The 25,671-nt window shown below is 41.6% G+C and carries 25 protein-coding genes; 11 read left to right on the plus strand and 14 right to left on the minus strand.

The window, feature by feature from the left end; genetic code table 11:
- Positions 1–327 precede the first annotated feature (327 nt).
- From rpsQ to rpsJ, 11 genes are read right to left on the minus strand one after another with little or no spacing between them, the layout of a single operon-like run.
- A complete protein-coding gene (gene rpsQ, locus PAUR_RS17125; protein ID WP_010367075.1) occupies positions 328–585 on the minus strand; it encodes a 30S ribosomal protein S17 in 258 nt (85 codons plus the stop codon).
- On the minus strand, positions 585–776 hold the full coding sequence (rpmC, locus tag PAUR_RS17130; protein ID WP_192508947.1) for a 50S ribosomal protein L29: 192 nt from the start codon (positions 774–776) through the stop codon (positions 585–587). The genes rpsQ and rpmC overlap by 1 nt, the downstream gene beginning before the upstream one ends.
- Positions 776–1,189 carry a 50S ribosomal protein L16 gene (gene rplP / locus PAUR_RS17135; protein WP_010367077.1) on the minus strand — a complete coding sequence of 138 codons (414 nt, stop codon included), beginning with the start codon at positions 1,187–1,189 and terminating at the stop codon, positions 776–778. The genes rpmC and rplP overlap by 1 nt, the downstream gene beginning before the upstream one ends.
- A 13-nt stretch (positions 1,190–1,202) precedes the next feature.
- Positions 1,203–1,904, minus strand: a complete 702-nt coding sequence (gene rpsC, locus PAUR_RS17140) for a 30S ribosomal protein S3 (RefSeq protein ID WP_192508948.1) — start codon at positions 1,902–1,904, stop codon at positions 1,203–1,205.
- Positions 1,905–1,916: 12 nt separating this feature from the next.
- Positions 1,917–2,249, minus strand: a complete 333-nt coding sequence (gene rplV / locus PAUR_RS17145) for a 50S ribosomal protein L22 (protein ID WP_192508981.1) — start codon at positions 2,247–2,249, stop codon at positions 1,917–1,919.
- Positions 2,250–2,261: 12 nt separating this feature from the next.
- A complete protein-coding gene (gene rpsS / locus PAUR_RS17150) occupies positions 2,262–2,540 on the minus strand; it encodes a 30S ribosomal protein S19 (protein ID WP_010367084.1) in 279 nt (92 codons plus the stop codon).
- 16 nt (positions 2,541–2,556) lie between these two features.
- On the minus strand, positions 2,557–3,381 hold the full coding sequence (gene rplB / locus PAUR_RS17155) for a 50S ribosomal protein L2 (protein ID WP_010367086.1): 825 nt from the start codon (positions 3,379–3,381) through the stop codon (positions 2,557–2,559).
- A 17-nt stretch (positions 3,382–3,398) separates the two neighbouring features.
- The gene (gene rplW, locus PAUR_RS17160) at positions 3,399–3,701 is read right to left on the minus strand and encodes a 50S ribosomal protein L23 (protein WP_010367088.1); all 303 of its coding nucleotides are present in this window, start codon (positions 3,699–3,701) and stop codon (positions 3,399–3,401) included.
- Positions 3,698–4,300 carry a 50S ribosomal protein L4 gene (rplD, locus tag PAUR_RS17165; protein ID WP_010367090.1) on the minus strand — a complete coding sequence of 201 codons (603 nt, stop codon included), beginning with the start codon at positions 4,298–4,300 and terminating at the stop codon, positions 3,698–3,700. The genes rplW and rplD overlap by 4 nt, the downstream gene beginning before the upstream one ends.
- 17 nt (positions 4,301–4,317) lie before the next feature.
- The gene (rplC, locus tag PAUR_RS17170) at positions 4,318–4,953 is read right to left on the minus strand and encodes a 50S ribosomal protein L3 (protein WP_010367093.1); all 636 of its coding nucleotides are present in this window, start codon (positions 4,951–4,953) and stop codon (positions 4,318–4,320) included.
- Between the two features lie 27 nt (positions 4,954–4,980).
- On the minus strand, positions 4,981–5,292 hold the full coding sequence (gene rpsJ / locus PAUR_RS17175; RefSeq protein WP_010367096.1) for a 30S ribosomal protein S10: 312 nt from the start codon (positions 5,290–5,292) through the stop codon (positions 4,981–4,983).
- 400 nt (positions 5,293–5,692) lie between these two features.
- On the opposite strand from rpsJ, the gene plsB reads away from it, so the two are divergent.
- Positions 5,693–8,119 (plus strand): glycerol-3-phosphate 1-O-acyltransferase PlsB, encoded by a 2,427-nt coding sequence (gene plsB, locus PAUR_RS17180; protein ID WP_192508949.1) that lies wholly within the window; start codon positions 5,693–5,695, stop codon positions 8,117–8,119.
- A gap of 55 nt (positions 8,120–8,174) precedes the next feature.
- Here the strand turns inward: plsB and tesB are convergent, their stop codons facing one another.
- Positions 8,175–9,035, minus strand: coding sequence for an acyl-CoA thioesterase II (tesB, locus tag PAUR_RS17185; protein WP_192508950.1), 861 nt, complete (start codon positions 9,033–9,035; stop codon positions 8,175–8,177).
- A gap of 168 nt (positions 9,036–9,203) precedes the next feature.
- Here tesB and PAUR_RS17190 point away from each other — a divergent pair, with 168 nt between their 5' ends.
- Positions 9,204–9,656 (plus strand): EVE domain-containing protein, encoded by a 453-nt coding sequence (locus tag PAUR_RS17190; RefSeq protein ID WP_192508951.1) that lies wholly within the window; start codon positions 9,204–9,206, stop codon positions 9,654–9,656.
- Positions 9,657–9,847: 191 nt separating this feature from the next.
- On the opposite strand, the gene PAUR_RS17195 is transcribed toward PAUR_RS17190, so the two are convergent.
- Positions 9,848–10,909, minus strand: coding sequence for a potassium channel family protein (locus PAUR_RS17195; RefSeq protein ID WP_192508982.1), 1,062 nt, complete (start codon positions 10,907–10,909; stop codon positions 9,848–9,850).
- A 181-nt stretch (positions 10,910–11,090) separates the two neighbouring features.
- Here PAUR_RS17195 and PAUR_RS17200 point away from each other — a divergent pair, with 181 nt between their 5' ends.
- The 5 genes from PAUR_RS17200 to PAUR_RS17220 all read left to right on the plus strand — a co-directional run bounded on the left by PAUR_RS17200 (position 11,091) and on the right by PAUR_RS17220 (position 18,386).
- Positions 11,091–12,038 (plus strand): chemotaxis protein CheV, encoded by a 948-nt coding sequence (locus PAUR_RS17200; RefSeq protein WP_192508952.1) that lies wholly within the window; start codon positions 11,091–11,093, stop codon positions 12,036–12,038.
- Between the two features lie 147 nt (positions 12,039–12,185).
- Positions 12,186–14,351, plus strand: a complete 2,166-nt coding sequence (gene uvrD, locus PAUR_RS17205; protein WP_192508983.1) for a DNA helicase II — start codon at positions 12,186–12,188, stop codon at positions 14,349–14,351.
- Positions 14,329–16,413 carry a GNAT family N-acetyltransferase gene (locus PAUR_RS17210; RefSeq protein WP_192508953.1) on the plus strand — a complete coding sequence of 695 codons (2,085 nt, stop codon included), beginning with the start codon at positions 14,329–14,331 and terminating at the stop codon, positions 16,411–16,413. Before uvrD ends, PAUR_RS17210 begins: the two co-directional genes overlap by 23 nt.
- A complete protein-coding gene (locus PAUR_RS17215; RefSeq protein WP_192508954.1) occupies positions 16,388–17,494 on the plus strand; it encodes an ABC transporter substrate-binding protein in 1,107 nt (368 codons plus the stop codon). The genes PAUR_RS17210 and PAUR_RS17215 overlap by 26 nt, the downstream gene beginning before the upstream one ends.
- A 43-nt stretch (positions 17,495–17,537) precedes the next feature.
- Positions 17,538–18,386 (plus strand): CZB domain-containing protein, encoded by an 849-nt coding sequence (locus PAUR_RS17220; RefSeq protein WP_192508955.1) that lies wholly within the window; start codon positions 17,538–17,540, stop codon positions 18,384–18,386.
- 126 nt (positions 18,387–18,512) lie between these two features.
- Here the strand turns inward: PAUR_RS17220 and typA are convergent, their stop codons facing one another.
- On the minus strand, positions 18,513–20,336 hold the full coding sequence (typA, locus tag PAUR_RS17225; protein WP_138597468.1) for a translational GTPase TypA: 1,824 nt from the start codon (positions 20,334–20,336) through the stop codon (positions 18,513–18,515).
- A 456-nt stretch (positions 20,337–20,792) separates the two neighbouring features.
- Between typA and glnA the strand changes: the two genes are divergently transcribed.
- The 4 genes from glnA to glnG all read left to right on the plus strand — a co-directional run bounded on the left by glnA (position 20,793) and on the right by glnG (position 25,402).
- Positions 20,793–22,199 carry a glutamate--ammonia ligase gene (gene glnA, locus PAUR_RS17230; protein WP_192508956.1) on the plus strand — a complete coding sequence of 469 codons (1,407 nt, stop codon included), beginning with the start codon at positions 20,793–20,795 and terminating at the stop codon, positions 22,197–22,199.
- Between the two features lie 115 nt (positions 22,200–22,314).
- Entirely contained in the window at positions 22,315–22,815 is a 501-nt protein-coding gene (locus tag PAUR_RS17235) for a DUF4124 domain-containing protein (RefSeq protein WP_192508957.1), read from the plus strand.
- 112 nt (positions 22,816–22,927) lie between these two features.
- Complete coding sequence (glnL, locus tag PAUR_RS17240; RefSeq protein ID WP_192508958.1) at positions 22,928–23,983, plus strand: nitrogen regulation protein NR(II); 1,056 nt, start codon at positions 22,928–22,930, stop codon at positions 23,981–23,983.
- Between the two features lie 24 nt (positions 23,984–24,007).
- Complete coding sequence (gene glnG / locus PAUR_RS17245; protein WP_192508959.1) at positions 24,008–25,402, plus strand: nitrogen regulation protein NR(I); 1,395 nt, start codon at positions 24,008–24,010, stop codon at positions 25,400–25,402.
- The last annotated feature ends 269 nt before the right edge of the window (positions 25,403–25,671 follow it).

The following is a 25,671-nucleotide window of genomic DNA, read 5'->3' on the forward strand; positions in this document are numbered from 1 at the left end:
ATATCACTCACTCTCGCGAATGAGATCTCGCATTCATTGCGTCAAAAGATGATTCATGTCGAATAATTACATGCCGAAACTTTTGCTTCATTGCCACACCATCTATCGATCTAACATCTCACCATTTACTTAAAAATGAGGAGAAGGCACTTTGTACAAAGAGAAAAATGAGAGTATCCAAATGAAGATGATTAAGAAAATACATATTAGTAGGTATCGTTAGGGGTCAATATCAAGATAGATGGAATCGATATTCTGGATAAACAAAAGCCCCAACCAAAGGCCGGGGCTTTCAAAGACAAATCTTAAATTAGTTTAAAACTAAAATTAAGCTTGCTTAGGACGTGCAATAACGTCTACTAAAGTCCAAGATTTATTCTTAGAGATAGGTGCACATTCACGAATAGTAACTGTGTCGCCTGCTTTAGCTGTATTGCTCTCGTCATGTACGTGCAACTTAGTTGTACGCTTGATGTATTTACCGTAGATCGGGTGCTTAACCTGACGTTCGATACCTACAACAATAGACTTTTCCATCTTATCGCTGATCACACGACCTTGAAGAGTACGGATTTTATCAGTCATTATGCACCTGCCTTCTGGTTGATAACCGTTTTAACACGCGCAATACTGCGACGTACTTTTCTTAACTCGTGAGTCTGAGCTAGCTGACCAGTGCTTACTTGCATGCGCAGGTTGAACTGCTCACGTAGAAGCTCAAGAAGTTCAGCATTAAGCTCTTCAACGCTTTTGTCTTTAAGTTCGCTAGCTTTCATCACATTACCGTCCGAGTTACAAATGTTGTTTTGAAAGGTAATTTACGAGCTGCAAGGTTAAATGCTTCGCGAGCAAGCTCTTCCGGCACACCTTCCATCTCATAAAGTACTTTGCCTGGCTGGATTTCTGCAACCCAGTACTCAACAGAGCCTTTACCTTTACCCATACGAACTTCAAGCGGTTTGTTTGTGATTGGCTTATCTGGGAATACACGGATCCAGATTTTACCTTGACGCTTTACGTGACGTGTCATAGCACGACGAGCTGCTTCAATTTGACGCGCAGTCATTCGACCACGGCCTGTTGCTTTCAAACCGAAAGAACCGAAGCTTACTTTGTTTCCGCTTGTAGCAAGACCACGGTTGCGGCCTTTATGCATTTTACGGAATTTTGTACGTTTTGGCTGTAACATTAATCGCTACCCCTTACTTAGCACTTTTTTTGGCTTTCTTCGGTGCACGTTTAGCTGGCTTCTCTTGCTCTTGAACTAGTGGTAAACCACCAATTACTTCGCCTTTGAAGATCCAAACTTTAACACCGATGATGCCGTAAGTGGTTAAAGCTTCAGAAGTTGCGTAGTCGATATCAGCACGTAGAGTATGTAGAGGTACACGACCTTCACGATACCACTCAGAACGTGCGATTTCAGCGCCGCCTAGACGACCACTTACTTCAACTTTGATACCTTTAGCACCAATGCGCATTGCGTTTTGTACCGAGCGCTTCATAGCACGACGGAACATAACACGACGCTCTAACTGAGATGCAATACCGTCAGCAACTAATTGTGCGTCAAGTTCTGGCTTACGTACTTCAGAAATATTAATCTGAGCAGGAACACCAGCGATCTTAGTTACAGCTTGACGAAGTTTTTCAACATCTTCGCCTTTTTTACCGATAACAACACCAGGACGAGCTGTATGAATTGTTACACGGATAGATTTAGCTGGACGCTCAATAACGATTTTAGACACAGAAGCCGCTTTCAATTCCTTAGTAAGGAATGTACGTACTTTGTGATCGCCAAAAAGCTGTGCAGAGAAATCTTTTGTACTCGCGTACCAGGTAGAAACCCAAGGTTTAGAGATACCTAGGCGAATACCAGTAGGATGAACTTTTTGTCCCATTACTTATATCTCCTAGCTATCTGAAACCACAACAGTGATGTGGCTTGTACGCTTAAGGATGCGGTCTGCGCGTCCTTTAGCACGTGGCATAATACGCTTCATTGTAGGACCATCGTCCACAAAAACCGTAGCTACACGTAGCTCATCAATGTCAGCACCTTCGTTATGCTCTGCGTTAGCAATAGCAGACTCAAGTACTTTCTTAACCAATACAGCCGCTTTTTTAGGGCTGTATGCCAGGATTTCTAGTGCGCGATCTACCGGAAGTCCGCGGATCTGATCTGCAACTAGACGTGCTTTTTGCGCCGAACCAGAGGCGAATTTGTGTTTAGCTAATGCTTCCATCATATTCCCCTATTAACGCTTCTTCGCTTTCTTATCCGCAGCATGGCCGCGGTAAGTACGAGTAGGTGCAAACTCACCTAGTTTGTGACCGATCATTTCGTCTGTAACGAATACAGGTACGTGCTGACGACCATTATGGACAGCGATGGTCAATCCGATCATGTTAGGGATGATCATTGAACGACGGCTCCAAGTCTTTATAGGCTTCTTGTCACCGCTTTCCAACGCCTTCTCTACCTTCTTCAGCAAGTGTAGGTCTATAAATGGACCCTTCTTGAGAGAACGTGGCATGGCAATTCCTCAACTATTACTTAGTACGACGACGTACTATTAGTTTATCCGTACGCTTGTTCTTGCGCGTTTTAGCACCTTTAGTAGGCTTACCCCATGGAGACACAGGGTGACGACCACCAGAAGTACGACCTTCACCACCACCGTGTGGGTGATCAACCGGGTTCATGGCAACACCACGAACTGTCGGACGAATACCACGCCAGCGGTTAGCACCTGCTTTACCTAGTGAACGAAGCATATGCTCAGCATTGCCTACTTCACCTAAGGTAGCGCGACAGTCAGACTCAACTTTACGTACTTCGCCTGAACGAAGACGTAGAGTCACGTATTGACCTTCACGTGCTAGGATTTGAACGTATGCACCAGCAGAGCGTGCAATTTGCGCACCCTTACCAGGTTTTAACTCTACGTTGTGTACAGTCGAACCTACAGGCATGTTACGCATCGGTAATGTGTTACCAGCTTTGATAGGTGCATCAACACCTGACTGGATCTGATCACCGGCTTTAAGGCCTTTAGGTGCAATGATGTAACGACGCTCACCGTCTGCATATAATACAAGAGCGATGTTTGCGCTACGGTTAGGATCATACTCTAAACGCTCAACAGTGGCTGGAATGCCATCTTTAGTGCGTTTGAAGTCGATTAAACGATAGTGTTGCTTATGACCACCACCGATATGACGAACCGTGATACGACCGTTGTTGTTACGACCACCTGATTTAGAGTTTTTCTCTAAAAGCGGTGCGTATGGCTTACCCTTGTGTAGCTCAGAGTTAACCACTTTAACGACGTGACGACGACCCGCAGAAGTTGGTTTACACTTTTGAAGTGCCATAATTCTAACTCCCCTTATTACTCGGCGCCGCCGACAAAGTCTAGCTCGCTACCTTCTTTAAGAGTAACGTAGGCTTTTTTCCAGTCGCTACGACGACCGAAACGTTGACCTGTACGTTTTGTTTTACCCTTAACGTTTAGAGTGCGAACACCAGTTACTTCTACTTCAAAAAGCTTCTCAACTGCCGCTTTAACTTCAGCTTTAGTTGCATCGTTTACTACTTTGAAAACAATCGTGTTGTTTTCTTCAGCAGCGATCGTGCTTTTCTCAGAGATGTGTGGAGCAAGAATTACTTTTAAAAGACGTTCTTCACGGATCATGCTAGCGCCTCCTCAAGTTGCTTAATAGCACCTGCAGTAATAAGTACCTTATCGAATGCGATTAGGCTTACTGGGTCGATGCCAGCTACATCACGAGTGTCAACCTTATAAAGGTTACGTGAAGATAGGAATAGATTCTCATCTACTTCTTCAGTCACGATAAGCACGTCTTTAAGCTCAAGTTCTTTAAGCTTAGAAACTAATTCTTTTGTTTTTGGTGCTTCAAGACCAAAACTTTCAACAACGATTAAACGCTCTTGACGAACAAGCTCAGACAAAATGCTTTTGATTGCACCGCGATACATCTTACGGTTAACTTTTTGGCTGTGGTCTTGCGGCTTAGCTGCAAAACTTACACCACCGCTGCGCCAGATCGGGCTGCGGATTGTACCAGCACGTGCACGGCCAGTACCTTTTTGAGCGAATGGTTTTTTACCACCGCCTCTAACTTCAGAACGTGTCTTCTGAGCACGAGTACCTTGGCGAGCACCTGCTGCATATGCAACAACTACTTGGTGTACCAATGCTTCGTTAAACTCACGTCCAAAAGTAGCTTCGGAAACTTCAAGCGCGCCAGCGCCTTTAATTGCTAATTCCATCACTAAATCTCCAGGACTTATGCTTTAACAGCAGGTTTAACGATAACGTCGCCGCCAATAGCGCCAGGTACAGCACCTTTAACTAGAAGCAGATTACGTTCAGCGTCAACACGTACTAGTTCAAGATTCTGAGTCGTTACACGCTCAGCACCCATATGACCGGCCATTTTCTTACCTTTAAACACCTTACCAGGTGATTGGTTTTGACCGATTGAACCAGGAGCACGGTGAGACAAAGAGTTACCGTGTGTAGCGTCTTGCATGCTGAAGTTCCAGCGCTTAACACCACCTTGGAAACCTTTACCTTTCGAAGAACCGGTAACGTCTACTTTGTTGATATCAGTAAATAATTCAACAGTAAGTTCATTACCTACTTCAAAATCGCCTTCACCACCATTTAGGCGGAATTCCCACAGGCCACGACCCGCTTCAACACCAGCTTTTGCGAAATGACCCGCATCTGCTTTGTTTACACGGCTTGCTTTTTTCTCGCCTGCAGTAACTTGAAGCGCATTGTAACCGTCTGTTGCGTCAGATTTGATCTGAGTAACACGGTTAGGAGTTGCTTCAATAACTGTCACAGGGATAGATACACCATCTTCAGTGAAGATGCGTGTCATACCCACTTTACGACCGACTAGACCTAATGCCATTTTCCTAAAACCTCTCTAATCTTCCGATTAACCCAGGCTGATTTGAACATCAACACCAGCAGCAAGGTCTAGGCGCATTAGAGCGTCTACAGTCTTGTCAGTTGGTTCTACGATGTCGATCAGACGTTTATGGGTGCGGATCTCATATTGATCTCGCGCATCTTTGTTCACGTGCGGAGAAGTCAATATTGTAAAACGTTCAAAGCGAGTTGGAAGTGGGATTGGACCACGTACCTGAGCGCCAGTGCGTTTCGCTGTTTCCACGATTTCCGCCGTTGATTGGTCAATCAAACGGTGGTCAAAAGCTTTTAGGCGAATACGAATGCGTTGATTTGACATTCTTTAACAACCTCAATTAAAAGAGCATTTAAAAAGAGCATAAAAATACCACCAGAACAAAATAATAAATTATTTGCCGGTTGGGATCTTTATTTCTACCATTGAACTCCAAATCGGAGTTCCTGTTTTAGCTTGAAATCCAAGCTCTATTTGCTTTCTAACTGTCTGCAACAGTAGAAAGTCCGCACATTATAATGATATTGGCGATAAATGCAACAAGCAATACTAAGTTTTATTTCATGTTCTGTTTAATCATTCAGAGTAAGCTTAAACTAACTACACCTTTTATATGTGCACTTTTACACTAATCTAATATAGTGCATTATCTCCAATTCAAGCTGAAATGGTCAGTCCAGTGAAAGCTTGCTATGCTATCACAAATTTTTAAATGTGGTGTTTTATGAGACTTATCTCGCAAGGTTTAAATCAACTTTCACAGTGGGCTAACGCATCATTGGTGAGGACTAAACTACTTCCCGAAAACCCCGTAGCGCAATTTGAATTAAACCCTGAACTTCCAACATTTTATGTTGCTCGACTCAATGCTCGTTCTGACATTGCGGCACTCGATCGTGTCTGTAAAAAGCTAGCACTGCCTCGCCCAACACAAACACAGTCTATTGGTGAAAAGTCCATTCCTCGTTTTATTGGGCTACAAAATCCAACGCCACTGTTTTCTAAAAAAGCGAAACCCAGTAATGCGTTGGATATTGGTAAAGATATTTTTGAAGCTTTACAACTTACACCTGATTGTCAGGCCCAAATCATTCCAATCACAATACTGTGGGGCCGTAACCCAGGAAAAGAGAAACCGGGTATAGGCACGTTATTTTCACATTCTTTAACGCCTAGCTGGTTGCGAAAATGCTTTGTTTTACTATTTTCAGGCCGAGATAACTTAGTTCGCTTCAGTCAACCTATCGAGCTCAACCAACTTATCAACGACAAAGCCGATGTCGATGAATTACCACATAAACTTGTTCGTGTCGCACGAGTACACTTTCGCCGTCAAAAATTAGCAGCCACAGGTCCAAAACTTCCCTCTCGAGAACAGCTATTTAATTCTTTACTCGCGTCACCCAGTATCAAAAAGGCCATTGAAGAAGAAGCTAAAAGTAAAGGGTTAACCCATGATGAAGCGCGTTTAAACGCTCAAAACCTATTAGAAGAAATTGCAGCAAATTATTCAGATGCAATGGTCAAAGTTGGCGAACGGCTTCTCACCTGGTTATGGAATAAACTTTATAATGGAATTGAAATAAAATATGCAGAACGCGTCCATAACTTAGCCGATAAAGGCCATGAGATTATTTATGTACCTTGCCACCGCAGCCACATGGATTACCTATTACTCACATACGTGATCTATCATCAAGGACTCGTTCCTCCACATATTGCAGCAGGCGTTAACTTAAATTTCTTTCCAGCAGGCGGCATATTTAGACGTTGTGGGGCATTTTTTATACGCCGCTCATTTGCTGGTAACAAACTTTACTCTGCCGTATTCAAAGAATATTTAAGCCAGCTCTTCATTAAAGGTTATTCTGTTAAGTTTTATACTGAAGGAGGTCGCAGTCGCACTGGTCGCTTACTTCCGCCCAAAACAGGTATGTTAGCAATGACAATTCAATCCATGTTACGAGGAATAGACAGGCCGATTTCAATAGTTCCTGTTTATATTGGCTATGAGCATGTCATGGAGATTAATACCTACCTTAAAGAATTAGCAGGGAGTAACAAAAAGAACGAATCGGTATTTGCTGTCTTCAAAGCCATGAAAAACCTGAAAAACTATGGTCGTGGTTATTTAAATTTTGGTGAACCAATTAATGTAAATCAATATTTAAATGAGCATCAGCAAGGGTGGCATAACGCAATACACCCAACCAATGTGCAAAAGCCGACATGGTTAAATGCTCGTGTCGCCGGCTTGGCCGACAACATTATGACTAATATCAATAGCGCCGCTGCTTTAAATGCAGTTAATTTATTGGCCACCATTTTACTCAGCAACAGTCAATTTGCATTAAGTAAACGTAAGTTACTTTCTCAGCTAGAGTTTTATCTAAACTTACATCGAGATGCTAAGTACAACACACAAGTTACTTTACCTGAAGGCAATGCTGAGCAGCTGCTTCAACATGCCCTGCAACTCAACAAGTTTGACGTATTACAAGATGAGCTTGGGGACATTGTAACAATTAAAGAGCAGGAACGGACTCTTTTTAATTACTATCGCAATAACATTATTCATGTATTTGCCGTGCCCAGTATTATTGCTCAGCAATTAGTTAACTGCCGCACAGTCACTATACAAGAATGTGAGCAGCAATTAGCATTGCTATATCCATTTTTTGCGAAAGAGTGGTTTTTAACGCCATTGCGTGCAGGGTATATTGCTGAAATATTGAACGCCTTTGCTAACAGTGGACTCATTGAATTTGACGGTAACTCTGTCAAAGTCGCCTCTCAAAGTAATGCCGTAGCACAGTTAGAGATGCTGGGGAAAGTCATACATTTAACACTCGAGCGTTATGCAATCACAGTCAGTTTAATCGATTCCAATCAAGGGATCACACGTACGACTTTAGAATCTGAAAATGATGTACTTGCAAAACGCTTAGGGACGCTCCACGGCATTAAAAGCCCTGAGTTCTTTGATAAAAAAGTGCTGGTATCGTTTATTTCAAGCCTTAAAACTCAGGGCTATATTACTGTCTCTGAACAGCAATGTATTGAGGCTACTCAGCAACTCGCTGAGCTAAAATCTCATTTACGCGCATTGTTGCCAGCAAGTATTTGGCAATCAATTAACGACACCCTTTAGCCCTTATAACCAAAAGGGGGTTACTTCGTTACCGCATAGTAATCCTCTTTTGATATTAACCCCGCTGTCGCATAACACCTTCTTGCATCGTAGAAGCAATCAGCTCTCCATTGCGGTTAAAAAACTGACCTCTAACTAAACCTCGGCCGTTGCTGGCACTTGGGCTGTCCACACTATATAAAATCCAGTCATCTAACCTAAATGGTCGATGGAACCACATCGCATGATCAACTGTGGCAACCTGCATACTCGGGTGCATAAATGATAACCCATGAGGCTGAAGTGCCGTTGGTAAAAATTCAAAATCAGACGCGTATGCTAAAAGGTAATTATGGATCCGCCTATCATCTGGCATAGGTCCATTGGCTTTAAACCATACATGACGCTCTGGGGTTGTTTTTTGTGGCTTAAAAGGGTTTTGAAAATCTACGGGCCTCATTTCTAGAGGCATTTCGCGAGTAAATTTATGTCTTAACGGCTCCGGTATCAAATGCGCATTTTCTTGATAAAACTCTAATGACGATTTTAATGTTTCAGGTGCTGGCACCTTTGGCATATTACTTTGATGAGAAAGCCCAGGTTCATCTCCCTGAAATGAGGCTGTCATATAAAATATCGGTTTACCATATTGAATCGCACTTACACGACGAGTACTAAAGCTTTTACCATCCCGAATAGTTTCAACGTCATAGACAATAGGTTTCGCTGGGTCTCCAGGTCGCAAAAAATATGAATGCAGTGAGTTTACATATCGCGCTTCCGGCAAGGTATATTTTGCCGCTGACAAAGCCTGTCCCATAACTTGCCCACCAAAAACTTGTGGAAAGCCTAAATCTTGACTTTGACCTCGATAAATACCCAATTCAATTTCTTCTAATTTTAGTAATGACAATAAATTATCAAGTATCTGACTCATGGTACGTGCCCGCTTAGTTATCGTGATCTAATAATACTATAAATAACAACGATACCTACCCTAATTACTTATCAAAGCGCATTTAACGAACACCATATTGATTAATGATTGCATGACGACACATTTATCTACGACAATAAGACTTCACACACGAAAGAGATCCTCGCCATGGCATATTGGTTATTTAAAACTGAACCGGAGACATTCTCCATCGATGACTTAAAAAGTGCATCACAACAACGTACATTTTGGGAGGGCATCAGAAATTATCAAGCGCGCAATTTTTTACGAGATAGAGTGCAAATCGGAGATCAAGTGTTCATTTATCACTCTAGCTGTAAAATACCTGCCATTGTGGGCATTGCCGTCGTCGTCAAAGCTGCGGAAACCGACCCGCATCAATTTGACATGAATAGCGATTATTACGATGCGAAAGCCACCCACGAAGCGCCTCGGTGGGTAGGCGTAACCATCCAATATCAGCAACACTTAACCCCCATTACATTGGCCGAAATAAAAGCCAATAACGCCATTACTGAACTCGCACTCAAAAAGGCTAATCGACTATCAATCATGCCCGTCACTGACAGTGAGTGGCAATTATTAATAGCGTCGCGCTAAATTCCGGTACGTGTTGCGTTCCGCTCTCGCCCCCCAAATTGGGTGCAATCGAAAAATACAGTAATAAGACCAGCCAAGAAAAGAGCTATGAACCGATTAACCTTCCACTTTCTTCATAATTTAGAGTTCGCTGACGGGTTACTATCAAACCGAACGGTACTAGACAATCAAATATCTCCTACTCGTCACTGTCAAATGTCATTCCACTGTACCTCACTCACAAGCACTCTACTGGGGGCTATATAATGCAAAATATCACCCGCATTAATCCTATATTCCAATGGTGGATTTAAATCCAAATTTTGCCCGTTTCGGTCATGTGCTACGCCTAATAAAATTGCATTGTGATGTGTCTTAAAATAGGGAAATAGCGCGCCAAATTGATAGCTATTAACACCTTCTGGTAACTGTAAACTAAATTGTGTATCACCGTGTAGACTCGAAAGCAGCTCTTCCTGAACACGACTTGAGCCGGGGTCCTGCATGGCACGCACTAATATTTCAGCCGATTTAGCCGACGAACACTCCACGTTCTGACAGTGAGAACGTAATAAAGCAACTTTACTTTCATCCTGAAAATGCGCGCTAATATGAGCTTCAGGTTTGATAATAGGGCTTAATTTCAAAGAGGTAGTGAAAGTTTGGTCATCATCTTGTCCATCTATAATCACTTTATCTGCATCGCTGATAGCAATTCTGGCCAACTGTTCATTCTCTGTGAAACTAGTCAAACGCGCAAAATTAACTTCTGGATAGCCCAACAAAGGATGCTCTATATTGTCAGTAACAGCCAAAACGATACGTCGATTATCTCGTTTTGTGTCTGCAAGAATATAGTCAATGATTTTCTTTGTTCTGACTGGGTGCCAACCAAATATAATAATGTGATTGCGCAAATGGTAGTAATCTTTATCGCCTGTCATTGCTCGTTTTATCCAAAATGTTGCCATTTGCCCTGCTTTGCCAAGCAGAACACCAAATAAACCTAAACCAAACGGAATTTGCACTAACGCCACAACCCAACGGCCAAAATCAGTTGTGGCACTAAAATCGCCATATCCAACGGTTGAGGTTGTTACAATATAATAATAAAAAAATACATTTGCTGGCAGTAATGAGTGCTCATTTGCAAACAGTAACAACCCCCATACTAACCCCATATGCAGCGCAGTAATTAAACACAATAACCGCCAACTAGCTCGGTCAACATGAGCGCGTAATAATACTACTAAGCGTTTAAAAATAATCATAATTAGGCGTGTCGTGAAAATATATATCTACCCTACTTTATTTCAAGTTTCTTGAAAACCTTACCATGACTACACACAATAAAATAACAATAAATTCAGCTTTGGAAACTTACAGACAAACTCGTAATTTGTAATAACTTGGGTATACTAAAATATGAAATAACACGAGATAGTAGGTTGAAGAATGGCTGGTGTATTGGCTTCGGTGGATCAAAGAACACAATTAGTTGGCGAAAACCGGCTTGAGCTGTTGTTATTCCACTTACACAGTCGACATTTGTTTGCACTGAATGTATTTAAGGTGAAAGAGGTCGTGAAATTACCACACCTCAACATTATTCCCAATGCGCACCCTAAAGTATGTGGAGTGACAACAATACGTGGCGAATCAATCCCCGTCATAGATTTACGCTTAGCGATTTGCATGCCTGAGTGTGAGCGAGGCGCAGATTGTAATCTTGTTATCACCGAATATAACCGCTCTATACAAGCGTTTTTAGTTGGTAAAGTAGATCAAATTGTTAATACAACATGGTCTGATATTATGCCAACCCCCAGCTCTGTGGGTAAAAACCATTATTTAACCGCTTTAACAAAAGTAGTCCGAGAAGATATCGAGCATATTGTAGAGATCATTGACGTTGAAAAAGTATTGGCCGAAATCATAGAGTACGACATTGGTATTTCCGATAATGTGTTAGATCAGACGATTATTGAAGATTTTAAAGGCCGTAAAATACTCCATGCTGACGACTCCCCAACAGCCCGTAGGCAAGTCGCAGATACGCTTGCCCAGCTTGGTATAGAAATCATCCCTGCGACTGACGGTCAAGAGGCACTTAACTTGTTAACACAATGGGCTGATGACGGAGTAGATGTAAATGAAGAGCTCCTCGCTGTGATCACTGATGCTGAAATGCCTGTTATGGATGGGTATAGATTAACGTACGAGATTCGGAATGACTCACGCCTCAAAGATCTGTACGTAGTGCTTAACACATCTCTTAGCGGCAGCTTTAATCAAGCTATGGTTGAAAAAGTAGGATGTAATGCTTTTCTTTCAAAATTCCAGCCTGACTTACTTGTACAAGAAGTACAAAATCGCTTAAAAGCGATTCTGCCCACCAAGTAACTGGCTACTTATACAGTATTCATACTTTTATTTTCTTTTAAATTTCAAATTGTTAAATATTAAGACGCAAGGAACATCATCACAAAACTGGGAAAGCGAAGTACACAAAGGTATACTTTGCCTTCATTTTCTATAACAGGCGTGATGATGGACGTTTCTGAATTAATCGATGGTTTAAACGATAAACAGCGAGAAGCTGTTGCCGCACCACTACAGAATATGCTGGTGTTGGCGGGTGCGGGGTCTGGTAAGACTCGAGTACTTGTACATCGTATCGCTTGGTTAATGCAAGTCGAACATGCATCACCCTACAGTATATTTGCCGTAACATTTACTAATAAAGCGGCCAAAGAAATGCGCTCCCGTGTAGAGGAAACTATCAAGTCTTCTGTTGGCGGGATGTGGATTGGAACCTTTCACGGATTATCTCACCGCATCTTACGAGCGCATTACCGTGATGCTAATTTGCCCGAAGCATTCCAAATACTAGACACCGATGATCAAGTTCGTATGATCCGTCGACTGCTCAAAGCAATGAATATAGACGAAAAAAAGTGGCCTGCAAAGCAAATCGCATGGTATATCAGTGCTCGTAAAGATGAGGGCACTCGACCTAAAGATATTCAGGCTTACGATATTAATGAGCAGCTATTACTTAAAGTATATACTGCGTATCAAGAAGCATGTGATCGTGCTGGCTTAGTCGATTTTGCCGAAATTCTATTACGATGTTTTGAATTGCTACAACAGCATCCCACCCTCTTACGCCACTATCAGCAACGTTTTCGCTATATGCTAGTTGACGAATTCCAAGATACCAATAGCATCCAGTATCAATGGCTGAAATTACTTGCTGGGACTGAAAACACGATGATGATAGTGGGAGATGACGATCAAAGTATTTATGGCTGGCGAGGGGCTAAGATTGAGAATATTACCCGCTTTGTGGGTGACTTTAATGCCGAAACGATTCGCCTAGAGCAGAACTATCGCTCAACTGCCACTATTTTAAAAGCATCTAATGCACTTATTGAGAATAACGCTGAACGTATGGGTAAAAGTTTATGGACTGAGGGCTCAGAAGGTGAGCCTATTTCTGTCTATGCAGCTTTTAATGAACTCGATGAATCTCGCTTTGTCGCAAGCAAAATCCGCAGCTGGCTAAATGCAGGTAACAAACTCGATCACAGCGCCATTTTATATCGAAATAATGCCCAATCACGGGTACTTGAAGAAGCATTATTACAAGAAGGATTAAAATACCGAATTTATGGTGGCATGCGCTTTTTCGAACGACAAGAAATTAAAGATGCTCTTGCATATTTACGCTTGATCAGCAATCGACAGGATGATGCCGCATTTGAGCGGGTTATTAATACCCCAGCGCGAGGCATTGGCGATAAAACACTCAGTCACATCCGCGATTGTGCTCGAAATGAGTCAATGCCTTTGTGGTACGCGGCGAAAGCAATCGTAGAAGAAAAACACCTTTCTGGTAGAGCTGCAACAGCAATTAGTCGCTTTGTAGAAGTGGTTGAGAAGTTGGACGATAGTATTACTGAATTAGAGTTGGCTGAGCAGGCACAATTAACTATTGAACAATCAGGTTTACTGGCGATGTATCAAGCTGAAAAAGGCGAGAAAGGCCGCGCTCGTGTTGAAAATTTGGAAGAATTAATCAGTGCATGTGGTCAATATGATTTACCTATCGATGAAGACTTTAGTTCACCTTTGCAAGGCTTCTTAGCTTATACATCACTAGAGTCAGGAGAAGGACAAGCTGATGAACATGAAGATGCAGTGCAAATGATGACATTACACTCAGCCAAAGGTTTAGAATTCCCTCTGGTTTTTATGGTTGGGGTAGAAGAAGGCATGTTCCCGTCCCAGCAAAGTCATGAGGAATCAGGCAGATTAGAGGAAGAACGTCGGCTTTGTTATGTTGGTATGACACGGGCAATGGAGAAACTATACATTAGTCACGCTGAAAGCCGTAGATTGTATGGACAGGAAAAGCATCATAGTCCGTCTCGTTTTTTACGTGAATTACCCGATGATTGTGTCGAAGAAATTCGTATAAAAACTCAAGTTTCGCGTCCTGCGGCGAGTGGTCGTTTTAGCCCGTCAGTAACACATGCCGTTTTTGAAGACAGTGGTTATACGCTAGGTCAACGTGTTTTACACGCCAAGTTTGGTGCTGGAACAGTATTAAATTACGAAGGAAGTGGCGCTCAATCACGCATTCAGGTCAATTTTGATGATGTGGGCAGCAAATGGTTAGTGACGGCTTATGCACGTCTTCAAGCCATGTGATATAACCCCACTACTTACTCAACTGGCGTATAATAAGCATCGCCAGTTGTTACTGTTATGTGGGGATCACAATTGGGCCGTTGCCCAATACCAAGCCATGTTCACGCAGTTTTCTGGTAGCCAATTATTGCTTTCTAAGCACTCGGATTTACACTCAGCACGCTGGCCTGAGCATTTACACGAAATCTTAGGTCAAGAGTTTACAGTTGCCCTATATGATGGATATGCTGGCATCATTCCAAACAAATTAGCTGCTGTCAGTGGTACAGTTAAAGCTGGTGGAGTATTGGTATTACTTCTACCTGAATTAACGCAGCTAAATGCGTGGTCTGATCCAGCACAAAAAACATGGTCATCGTACGGTACTGACACAAGTAACAGTCTATTTTTACAGCGTTGGCAACAACTCATCCCCGCACTACCCATTAGCGTATTATCACAAACCAACGGCGCAACCTTAAATATACCTGCAGCGCAAACTCCCTCTGCACAAAATACATTACAACAAAGTCAGGTAGTGTCTGCTCTGCATCAACACTTACAACAAAAAAATACAATGCCTTATTTGATCAGTGCTGACAGAGGACGAGGGAAGTCTTCTGCATTGGGCTTATTGGTTGCCAACATGCCAGAACATCAGTTTGTCATTTGTGCTGTGCAATATCGTGCGGTAAAAAGCTGCTTTAAACATTTAGCCATTGCGCTGAAGATCGAATACTTTGGTCATGAAAAACAACTTGCAAACTTACATTATATGCCGCCAGATCAACTGCTCCAAAACATGCCTTTACATGACACCATCATACTGATTGATGAAGCTGCTACCTTACCTGTTCCTACTTTAATGAAGATAGAGCAACAGGCTGAAGGCTGTATTTTCGCAAGCACCTTAGCTGGCTATGAAGGCAATGGAAGAGGCTATACCCTCAAATTTGCACAATACCTCGCTAGCAAACACCCAAAATACCAACAACTTTCACTCACACAGCCCATTCGTTACAACTCAGGTGACCCTTTAGAACACTCAATTAATCGATTACTTGCTTTAGATAGTCAATATATAGAACCCCTGCATTTTTTTCACAATGCAGTGCAGTTTATTGAATTAAGCCCCCATCAGCTCAGTCATAATGAGCAATTATTAGCACAGACTTTCGCCCTTTTAGTCATCGCACATTATCAAACCAGTGTAAACGACTTTAGACAATTGCTAGATAGCCCTAGCCAACGTCTGTTTGCGATTGCACATGATGAACACATTGTTGGTGTATGCTTAGTTAATTTAGAAGGTGGTTTAGATGATACGATTCAACAGCAAATTAGCTGTGGTCACCGCCGTCCACAAGGGCATTTATTGGCTCAACAGTTATTTCACGTGCAGGGGCAGACACCTTTTTTAAGCGCTAAATGTGCTCGGATCGTACGTATCGCTATTGCCCCTCATTTACAGAATAAAAAATTAGGGAGTCAGCTTTTACAGTTTGTCGAACAAACTCTCGAGCATACCGTTGATTACTTTGGTAGCAGTTTTGGTTGTGATCAACCTTTGTTAAGGTTTTGGCAAAATAGGGGCTATACACTCGTCAAGCTAGGCTATAAAAAAGATAAAGCCAGTGGTCTGTATTCTGCGATGGTCATTAAGAGCCAAACACAGTTACGCCATGAACAAATTCGATTACAGGCCCACTTTCAGAATATGCTGTCTTACCAGCTTATGAATCACTACTGTGAGTTACCCTCACCGTTAGTGCTCAGTATAATTACACAATGGCCAAACAAACCCCTACCAACTGAACTTAAAGCGCAATTACATTTTATAGCGAATAAGAATTCAAACCTCGAACAATATACTGCCCTTATTTGGCAAGTGATCATATTACGCCCCTCTCTACTATCAGACATACCGCGCATTTCCCAACAGTTAGCGATTAGTCTATTATTACAAAATAATACTAAGGAATGGGTTCAGCATACTCTATCGCTGCGCTCAAAAAAGCAATTTAATATTGCATTGCAAGCTTTGGTGAAAGAACTTTATGCACGGATCTCTGTTAAAAATTAGTGTAATAATACTCTGCTACTTGTTATTACAGCCTCATGGTTTTGCAGCTCCGCCTAAAGATATAAAATTAGGCATGTCTACGGCACTCAGCGGTCCAGCTCAAGCTATTGGTAGTCAACTCAAGGTAGGCGCAAATATTTATTTTGAACAGCTAAATAAAAACGGAGGGATCAATGGTGCCAAAGTCGACTTACTTGTATTAGATGATGGCTATGAGCCCAGTCGCACCGTTAATAACACCCGCTATTTTATATATGAGAAAAAGGTTGATGCTTTGTTCAGCTTCATGGGCACACCGACGATTTCAGCGATCCGTCCACTACTAGAGCACAGCAAAATTTCTCTATTGATGCCTTTCTCTGGCGCTGACTTTTTACGCGACAACCGTACGCTTAAAATATTCAACTTACGACCTAGCTATTTTGATGAAGCCGAAGAGCAAATAAACTACTTAGTGAATGAAAGAAAGCACAAAAATATTGCTTTGTTTATTCAAGCTGATGAATTTGGTATTACATTAGAGAAAAGCCTCACAAAAGTACTCGCAGATAGAGGCTTAACCCCTTCCGTGATCACTCGCTTTCGCCGTAACTCTAGTAATGTAGATAAAGCACTCAGTAAAATTAAAGCATCTAGAGCAACCGCAGTAGCGCTGATAGGAACGTACAAGCCATTGGCAAAATTTATAAATAGGGCACAATTACGCGGTGTTAAAGCAGATTACACCAGTGTGTCGTTTGCTTCTAGTAAAGAGCTACTTAGCAGAATAAAGTCATCTCAACTGCTTATGATCACTGAAGTTGTGCCCAATCCATATAATTGTTCAGCACGATTATGTAACACATTCCGTACCCACGCAGCAGCATACCCTAACGTTAAGATTGATCATGTGCTTTTTGAAGGCTATTTAAATGCACTATTATTTAGTAAAGCTGCAACGCAATGCCCTCTTACGTTTAGCGACCAATGCATATTAGATAAGCTCTCCTTAATGCTTGAACATGATGCTGATTTACAAGAACTATTTAACCTAACATCTGCTGAAAAGAAATTACCGGTTTTCCGCTCATATTCATCATAATGTTCTATTCTTAAAACATAATTATAATTTTTTAGAGGCGAACATGGATTTAATAAACTTTCGAGTTGGACAAAAAACCATATCTCTTAAAATATTGGATATTTTGCTCACAGAACGTTATGAAGGGAACCTAACCTCTTTACCGAATGGAAACCCTAGCTTTTTAGGGGTAAAAGATTACATGGGGACTCCCACTCCTATTTTTGACTTGGGCCTGATCCTTAACAATCAATCTTCACAAGATATTAATCGTGCACTAATTGATTTACTTATACAGTATGAACAAGAACATAAATCTTGGTTTCAAGCACTTGAACACAGTATTATTAATGGGGCAGCTTTTGAAGGCGCACGCGATGCCAAGCACAGTGAGTTTGGTAAATGGTTTTATCACTTCCAAACAGATAACGATGATCTAAAAGCTATCTTATCGCGTTTTGAACAGCCACATTCACAACTATATTCACTTCCAGAGCAACTATTTTCGCTAGTAAATAACAGCCAACAGGAAGAAGCAAAACGACTACTATCAAAAGAAAAATCAACAACTTATACAAAACTCATACGCTTATTTGAGTCGGCCAGAGAGCAAATAACACTAGATCATAAACCTATCATTGTGTTTACCACCGAAGATGGCCAGAAACCTCACATAGGTCTATTAGTCGACCAAGTAGAGGATAATATTCATTGCAATGAAAATGAAATTAAATCATTGAGTGAACTAACGAATATTGGTTTTGAAATTGATGCACAGACGAAAAAAATGATGCGGGGACTGATTAAACGAGGAGAAACACACAGTGTTGTCATTGACCCAAGCGCAATATTCAGACCTGAACACCTCAAAGATTATGAACCAGAAGAAACGGAGACATATGGGTTATTCTAACCCATACAACCTTAGCTCCTGAATATCACCAATTACCAAGGTAAATGTAAATATTATTTTTTAGAAAATAATTTGCTACAAAAATGCCGCTCATAAGAGCGGCATTTTTTAAATCTCTATTCGATATTAGTCTTTAAGTTGACGACCAGCACGCTTACGCTCACTTTCAGTCAATAACTTTTTACGAATACGGATATTTTCAGGTGTAACTTCTACCAGCTCATCATCATCGATAAACTCAAGTGCCTGCTCAAGAGACATTCTGATAGGTGGTACAAGTGTTTGTGCTTCATCAGTACCTGATGCACGAACGTTCGTTAACTGCTTACCTTTAAGCGCGTTAACTGTCAGGTCGTTATCACGGCTATGAATACCGATAACCATACCTTCGTAGACTTCTACACCGTGTCCAATAAACAACTTACCACGTTCTTGAAGGTTGAATAATGCGTTAGTTAGCGCTTTACCTGTTGCATTCGCAATTAACACACCATTCTTACGCTTACCAATAGTACCGCCTTTGTATGGGCCATAGTGGTCAAACGTATGATACATTAAGCCTGAACCTGATGTCAGCGTCATAAAGTCAGTTTGGAAACCGATTAAACCACGTGAAGGCATCATGAAATCCATACGCACACGGCCTTTACCATCTGGAGCCATATCCGTCATTTCTGCTTTACGAAGACCAAGTTGTTCCATAATTGAACCTTGGTGCTCATCTTGAACATCAATTGTTACTGTTTCAAACGGTTCTTCTAACTGACCATCTACTTCACGAAGAATTACTTCTGGACGAGAAACAGCTAGCTCATAACCTTCACGACGCATGTTTTCAATCAAGATACCTAGGTGTAATTCACCACGACCAGAGACGCGGAAGCTATCAGGGTTTTCAGTCTCTTCAACACGTAGTGCTACGTTGTGAACTAATTCATTTTCAAGACGCTCAAGGATATTACGTGAAGTAACAAACTTACCTTCTTGTCCAGCAAACGGCGAAGTGTTTACAGAGAACGTCATTGTTACAGTCGGCTCATCAACTGACAATGCTGGTAACGCTTCTACAGCATTTACATCACAGATAGTATCTGAAATTTTCAGCTCACCAAGACCTGTGATTGCAATGATGTCGCCAGCTTGTGCTTCAGCAGCTTCATGGCGGTCAAGACCTAAGTAACTCATTACTTGGCCAACTTTACCATTACGCGTTGTACCATCAGCACCCACGATTGTTACTTGCTGATTAGGCTTCACTGAACCACGCTTAATACGACCTACACCGATAACACCAATATATGAATTGTAATCTAGCTGAGAGATCTGCATTTGGAAGTCACCTGCTGGATCAGCATCTGGCGCTTCAACTTGCTCTACAATCGCTTCAAACATCGGTTGCATGTTATCTGATTCATTATCAAGGTCTAATGTCGCCCAACCATTGATTGCTGATGCGTAAATAACTTGGAAATCTAACTGCTCGTCCGTTGCACCAAGGTTGTCGAATAAATCAAATACCTGATCCATAACCCAATCAGGGCGAGCTCCAGGCTTATCAATCTTGTTGATAACAACGATTGGTTTAAGACCTAATGCGAAGGCTTTTTGCGTTACGAAACGCGTTTGCGGCATTGGACCTTCTTGCGCGTCTACTAATAGAAGAACTGAATCTACCATTGAAAGTACACGTTCCACTTCACCACCAAAATCGGCGTGCCCTGGAGTATCTACGATATTGATGTGGTAATCATTCCACTCAATCGCAGTATTTTTTGCAAGGATGGTGATACCGCGCTCTTTTTCGATATCATTTGAATCCATTACACGCTCTTCGTTGCCGCCGCGTGTTTCTAGTGTGCCTGATTGCTCTAGCAACTTATCAACTAGGGTTGTTTTACCGTGGTCAACGTGTGCGATAATCGCAATATTTCTTAACTTTTCGATGCTCATATAATTACTCAGAGAAAGTTGAATCTCAGTGATCCTAGTCGATCTACGCGATTTCACTAAATGTTGGCGCGCCAGAGATGTCCCAATATAGGATTTAAACGGCGCACATTATCCCTTATTACGGCGATGGATGAAAGTTTATCCAACATAAATTTTATGACTTTATCAAGTCATTGCATTTTTTAGAGGGTTTTCAGGGCTATAAATTGCACTACTAATAAATAATACTACGCTTATTTTACTACGCACCATGCTAGCGCGTAACATACTGGCACGCACCATTACGAAACAATATCGCACCAAAGTGGTGCAAAAATACATGAAGCCTAGTTTAAATTTAATTTATATTAATATAAATCAACACATTAAATATTTGGCATGAAATACGCTTAAGGTAAGCCAAGTCGCATCAATATAATGCTACACAAAATAATAACCCATCGAGTCGGAGGACACATGTCACAATCGGTTTTAGATTTTATTAAAGAAAATGACGTTAAGTTTGTAGATTTACGCTTTACAGACACCAAAGGTAAAGAGCAACACGTTTCAATTCCTCATCACCAAGCCGATGAAGACTTCTTCGAAGATGGCAAAATGTTTGATGGCTCGTCTATTGCTGGCTGGAAAGGCATTAACGAATCTGACATGGTTTTAATGCCTGACGCAGCTTCAGTTAAACTAGATCCATTTGCTGAAGAAACAACAATGATTGTTCGTTGTGATGTTGTTGAGCCAGCGACGTTACAAGGATACGAACGTGATCCTCGCTCAGTTGCAAAACGAGCAGAAGAATATATGCGCTCAACTGGCATTGCAGATACGGTTTTATTTGGGCCTGAGCCTGAGTTCTTTGTTTTTGACGATGTGAAGTATAAAACTGATATGTCTGGCTCAATGTACAAAATTGATTCTAAACAAGCAGCTTGGAACTCAGATAAAGCATATGAAGATGGCAATACTGGTCACCGCCCAGGCGTTAAAGGGGGTTACTTCCCAGTTGCACCAGTTGATGATTTCCAAGATTGGCGTAGTGCGACATGTTTGGTACTGGAAGAAATGGGTCAAGTAGTAGAAGCCCATCACCATGAAGTAGCTACCGCTGGCCAAAATGAAATTGCGACGCGCTTTAATACCATGGTGTTAAAGGCTGATGAGATTCAAGAAATGAAGTATGTTATTCATAACATGGCTCATTTGTATGGCAAAACGGCAACATTCATGCCTAAGCCTGTTGTTGGTGATAATGGTTCAGGTATGCACTGTCACCAATCACTTGCTAAAGACGGCAAAAACTTGTTTGCTGGTGATAAGTATGGTGGTTTATCTGAAGATGCTCTTTATTATATTGGCGGCATCATCAAGCATGCTAAAGCAATTAATGCATTTGCCAATGCGTCAACTAACTCATACAAGCGTTTAGTACCTGGGTTTGAAGCACCGGTCATGCTTGCATATTCAGCACGTAACCGCTCAGCTTCGATTCGTATTCCAGTCGTCCCTTCAGAGCGCGCTCGACGCATAGAAGTTCGTTTCCCAGACCCAACAGCTAACCCATATCTTGCATTCTCAGCAATGCTAATGGCTGGCCTTGACGGGATTAAAAATAAAATCCACCCTGGCGATGCGATGGATAAAGATCTATACGACCTACCAGCTGAGGAAGCTGCTGAAATTCCAACCGTGGCAGCCTCATTTGATGAAGCGTTAGCGTGTCTTGATGCTGATCGTGAATTTTTAGTACAAGGTGGTGTATTCACTCATGACTTAATTGATGCTTATATTGCACTTAAGTCACAGGAAGTGGAAAAACTGAACATGACAACTCACCCTGTTGAGTTTGAAATGTACTACAGCGTGTAATTACGTATTCAGATCATATGTGTTCTCAAGCCCGCAAAGCGGGCTTTTTTATGGAAAAGTAATTCACAACAGTCTAGAGTATTAGAGTATATTTTTGATATCAGGCAAGATCTAAATGCGGCTTTTATTTTTAGGGTGTTTTGTATTGTTTAGTTCATCAGTTTTAGCGGACTCAAAGGTGTACCGTTGGAAAGATGAGCAGGGTAATTGGGTCTTTTCTGATGTACCACGACAAGGCGCACAAGAAATACAGTTAAATAAATCAATGACCATGCCCGCTGTTGATACAAGTATACTCAATACGCAAGCAAGTCAAAAAGCGATTGAATATACAGCAAGTATTACCTCACCAAACCACGAGCAAACACTCAGAGAAAATACTGGCACCATCTATGTTACAGGGCAAATTCAGCCTAGCTTCTCCAATGGTTTAAAAGTGCAATTAACATTAGATGGAAAAGCAACAGGACCTATGCAAACAAGCACAACATTTGTCTTACATAACGTACCTCGAGGGGAGCACTCTCTACTGTTAAGGCTCTACAATGAACAGGGAAAAGTACTCGCGCAAAGTGATCCAACCACGTTTTATCTGCACAGAAAAAGTATAAAATAATTAAAGTGTTACCTATTTAAGCGCCTTGAGTATTGCCTAGAAATAAAATCACTAATAATGCTATGCTACTATCGCACTACATTGGTGCAATATCTAATTAAGGTGAACCAATATGGAACAACTCCATGAGCAACTGCTCCCTGACTTGTGGCATAATTTAGCAACGTCCGTTATTTTACTCGATAAGAACTTTATCGTTCACTATGCCAATACAAGCAGTAGTGAACTATTCGGATTAGGTATTAAAAGGCTAATAGGTCAATCACTCCACGCGACCTTCAGCCATCACCACATAGATATAACCAGAATCAATCAATATGTACTAAAAGACGGTGTCGATTGCCAGCAGCATAGAGTTGACGTGGTGTTTATCGACAATAGAGCCGCGACTTTAAATCTTCATGCTCGCCGAGTACACCTATTAAATACCACTTATATTTTAATGGAATTCCGACGTATTGATGATGAAGTGCGATTTGATCAAGCATCAAACCAAATGCATCAATATCACGCTGCGCGCACATTAATAAGAGGGTTAGCACATGAAATTAAAAACCCGCTCGGTGGAATTCGTGGAGCGGCGCAATTATTGCAGTATGAAGGTTGTCAGAGTGAGCGGGATCAATGTGCCGAATTAATTATCGAGCAAACAGACCGTTTAACCGATTTAGTCGACCGTTTACTCGGACCTAATCAATTACTGCATAAAGCGCCGTGTAATATTCACCAAACTTTAGAATCAGTGATTAAACTCAGCACATTAGATAACGAGCATAATATAAAGTTAATTAAAGATTATGATCCAAGTATTCCTGACATAAACATCGATCAAGCAAAAATTCAGCAGGTTGTGCTGAATATTGTACGTAACGCATTACAAGCACTAACTCAAGGTGGAAACATAACGCTAACGACACGGATTAAGCATCGATTACGACGTGGCGAAAAGCTAATTAAAAAAGCTCTTTTGATTAAAATCATGGATAACGGCCCTGGCATTGCGCCTGAACTAAAAGATACATTATTTTTCCCCATGACCACAAATAAAGATGGAGGTTCTGGACTGGGATTATCCATCGCGCAAACTTTGATAGAGCAGCACAATGGCATGATTGATTATGACAGCTGGACTGGACACACAGAATTTAATATTTATCTACCGTTCTGACGCCAACGGTATACGGAGCAAGAAATGAAAACAGTATGGTTAGTTGATGATGATGCATCCATTCGATTTGTACTCGATAAAGCATTATCACGAGCAGGGTTTACGACTGAATGCTTTTCCAATGGCCAAGATGTTCTAACCGCTTTATCATATAGCCAACCTGCTGTTTTAATCTCAGATGTTCGTATGCCCGGCCTCGATGGTATGGCTTTGCTAGAAGAGATAAGCTTAAGTCATCCTAATTTACCTGTCATTATTATGACAGCCCACTCCGACTTAGACTCAGCTGTCAATGCATTTCAAAAAGGGGCTTTTGAATATTTAGCCAAACCTTTTGATTTAAATGAAGCCGCAGATCTTGTTGAACGGGCTTATCAAGCGAATTCACAAGCAAAAAAAACCAAACGTACGCCAACTGAGAAAGATAGCCCCGATATTATTGGCGAAGCCCCCGCCATGCAAGAAGTCTTCAGAGCCATTGGTAAGCTTTCTATGTCAAGTATGAGTGTATTAATAAATGGTGAATCTGGTACAGGGAAAGAGCTTGTCGCAGGCGCGTTACATAACCATAGCCCGCGCAAAGATAATACCTTCATAGCTCTGAATATGGCAGCTATCCCAAAAGATCTTGTTGAGTCCGAGCTATTCGGGCATGAAAAGGGAGCATTCACAGGTGCTGACAGCATGCGTCGAGGCCGATTTGAACAAGCTAACAAAGGAACTCTTTTTTTAGATGAAATTGGTGATATGCCATTAGATGTGCAAACTCGGTTACTGCGAGTATTGGCCGATGGGGAGTTTTATCGGGTTGGCGGACACCAAAGTGTCAGTGTAGATGTTCGAATTATTGCCGCAACTCACCAAAACTTAGAAGAATTAGTAAAACAAGGTCAGTTTCGTGAAGATTTATTCCATCGCCTTAATGTAGTTCGACTGCGACTACCTGCACTCAAAGAAAGGCCTGAAGATATTGAAGCCCTAGCACATCACTTTTTATCTGCCAGCGCTGAAGAGTTACAAGTTGAAACAAAGACACTAACAGCAGACTCAATAAAAGCTATGCAACTTTACCATTGGCCAGGAAACGTTCGTCAATTACAAAATACTTGCCGTTGGCTAACCGTTATGGCACCCAGTCAAACGGTTAATCCTCAAGAATTGCCCGACGAACTATCCCACACTTCAGCACATAGTGAATCAGGTGGAGACTGGCTAGATGCGTTTCAAAGCTGGTTAAATCAGGAGCTTACCCAAGGAAAAGAAAATATCTGGCCAAATGTGCAAGCACAACTAGAAACCCGTTTGATCAAAACAGCCTTAGCTGTGTGTAACGGGCACAAGCAAGATGCAGCTTTAAAAATTGGCTGGGGTCGAAATACTCTCACTAGAAAGTTGAAAGAACGTAATATTCAGGACTGACGCCACAGTCATAAAAACTTGCTGACTTCTGCTGTAATTATAAAGCCGTTATGCCTTTAATGGATCCTGACCTACGTCAGGAAGACAACGAGGTGGGCGTCATCAAAACCCCACCTCTAAATAGAAACCTCCGTCTCCCTGAACTGGTTTCAGGGTCCATAAGGTTTTTATTCTAGGCTTTCTCTAAAGCTCTTCCCTAAATTGTTTTCCCAAACAGCAAAAAACCCGCTGCATCTCTGCAACGGGTTTCTCTAATTTAATGCCTGGCA

The sequence above is a fragment of the Pseudoalteromonas aurantia 208 genome, assembly GCF_014858725.1.
Classification (GTDB): domain Bacteria; phylum Pseudomonadota; class Gammaproteobacteria; order Enterobacterales; family Alteromonadaceae; genus Pseudoalteromonas; species Pseudoalteromonas aurantia.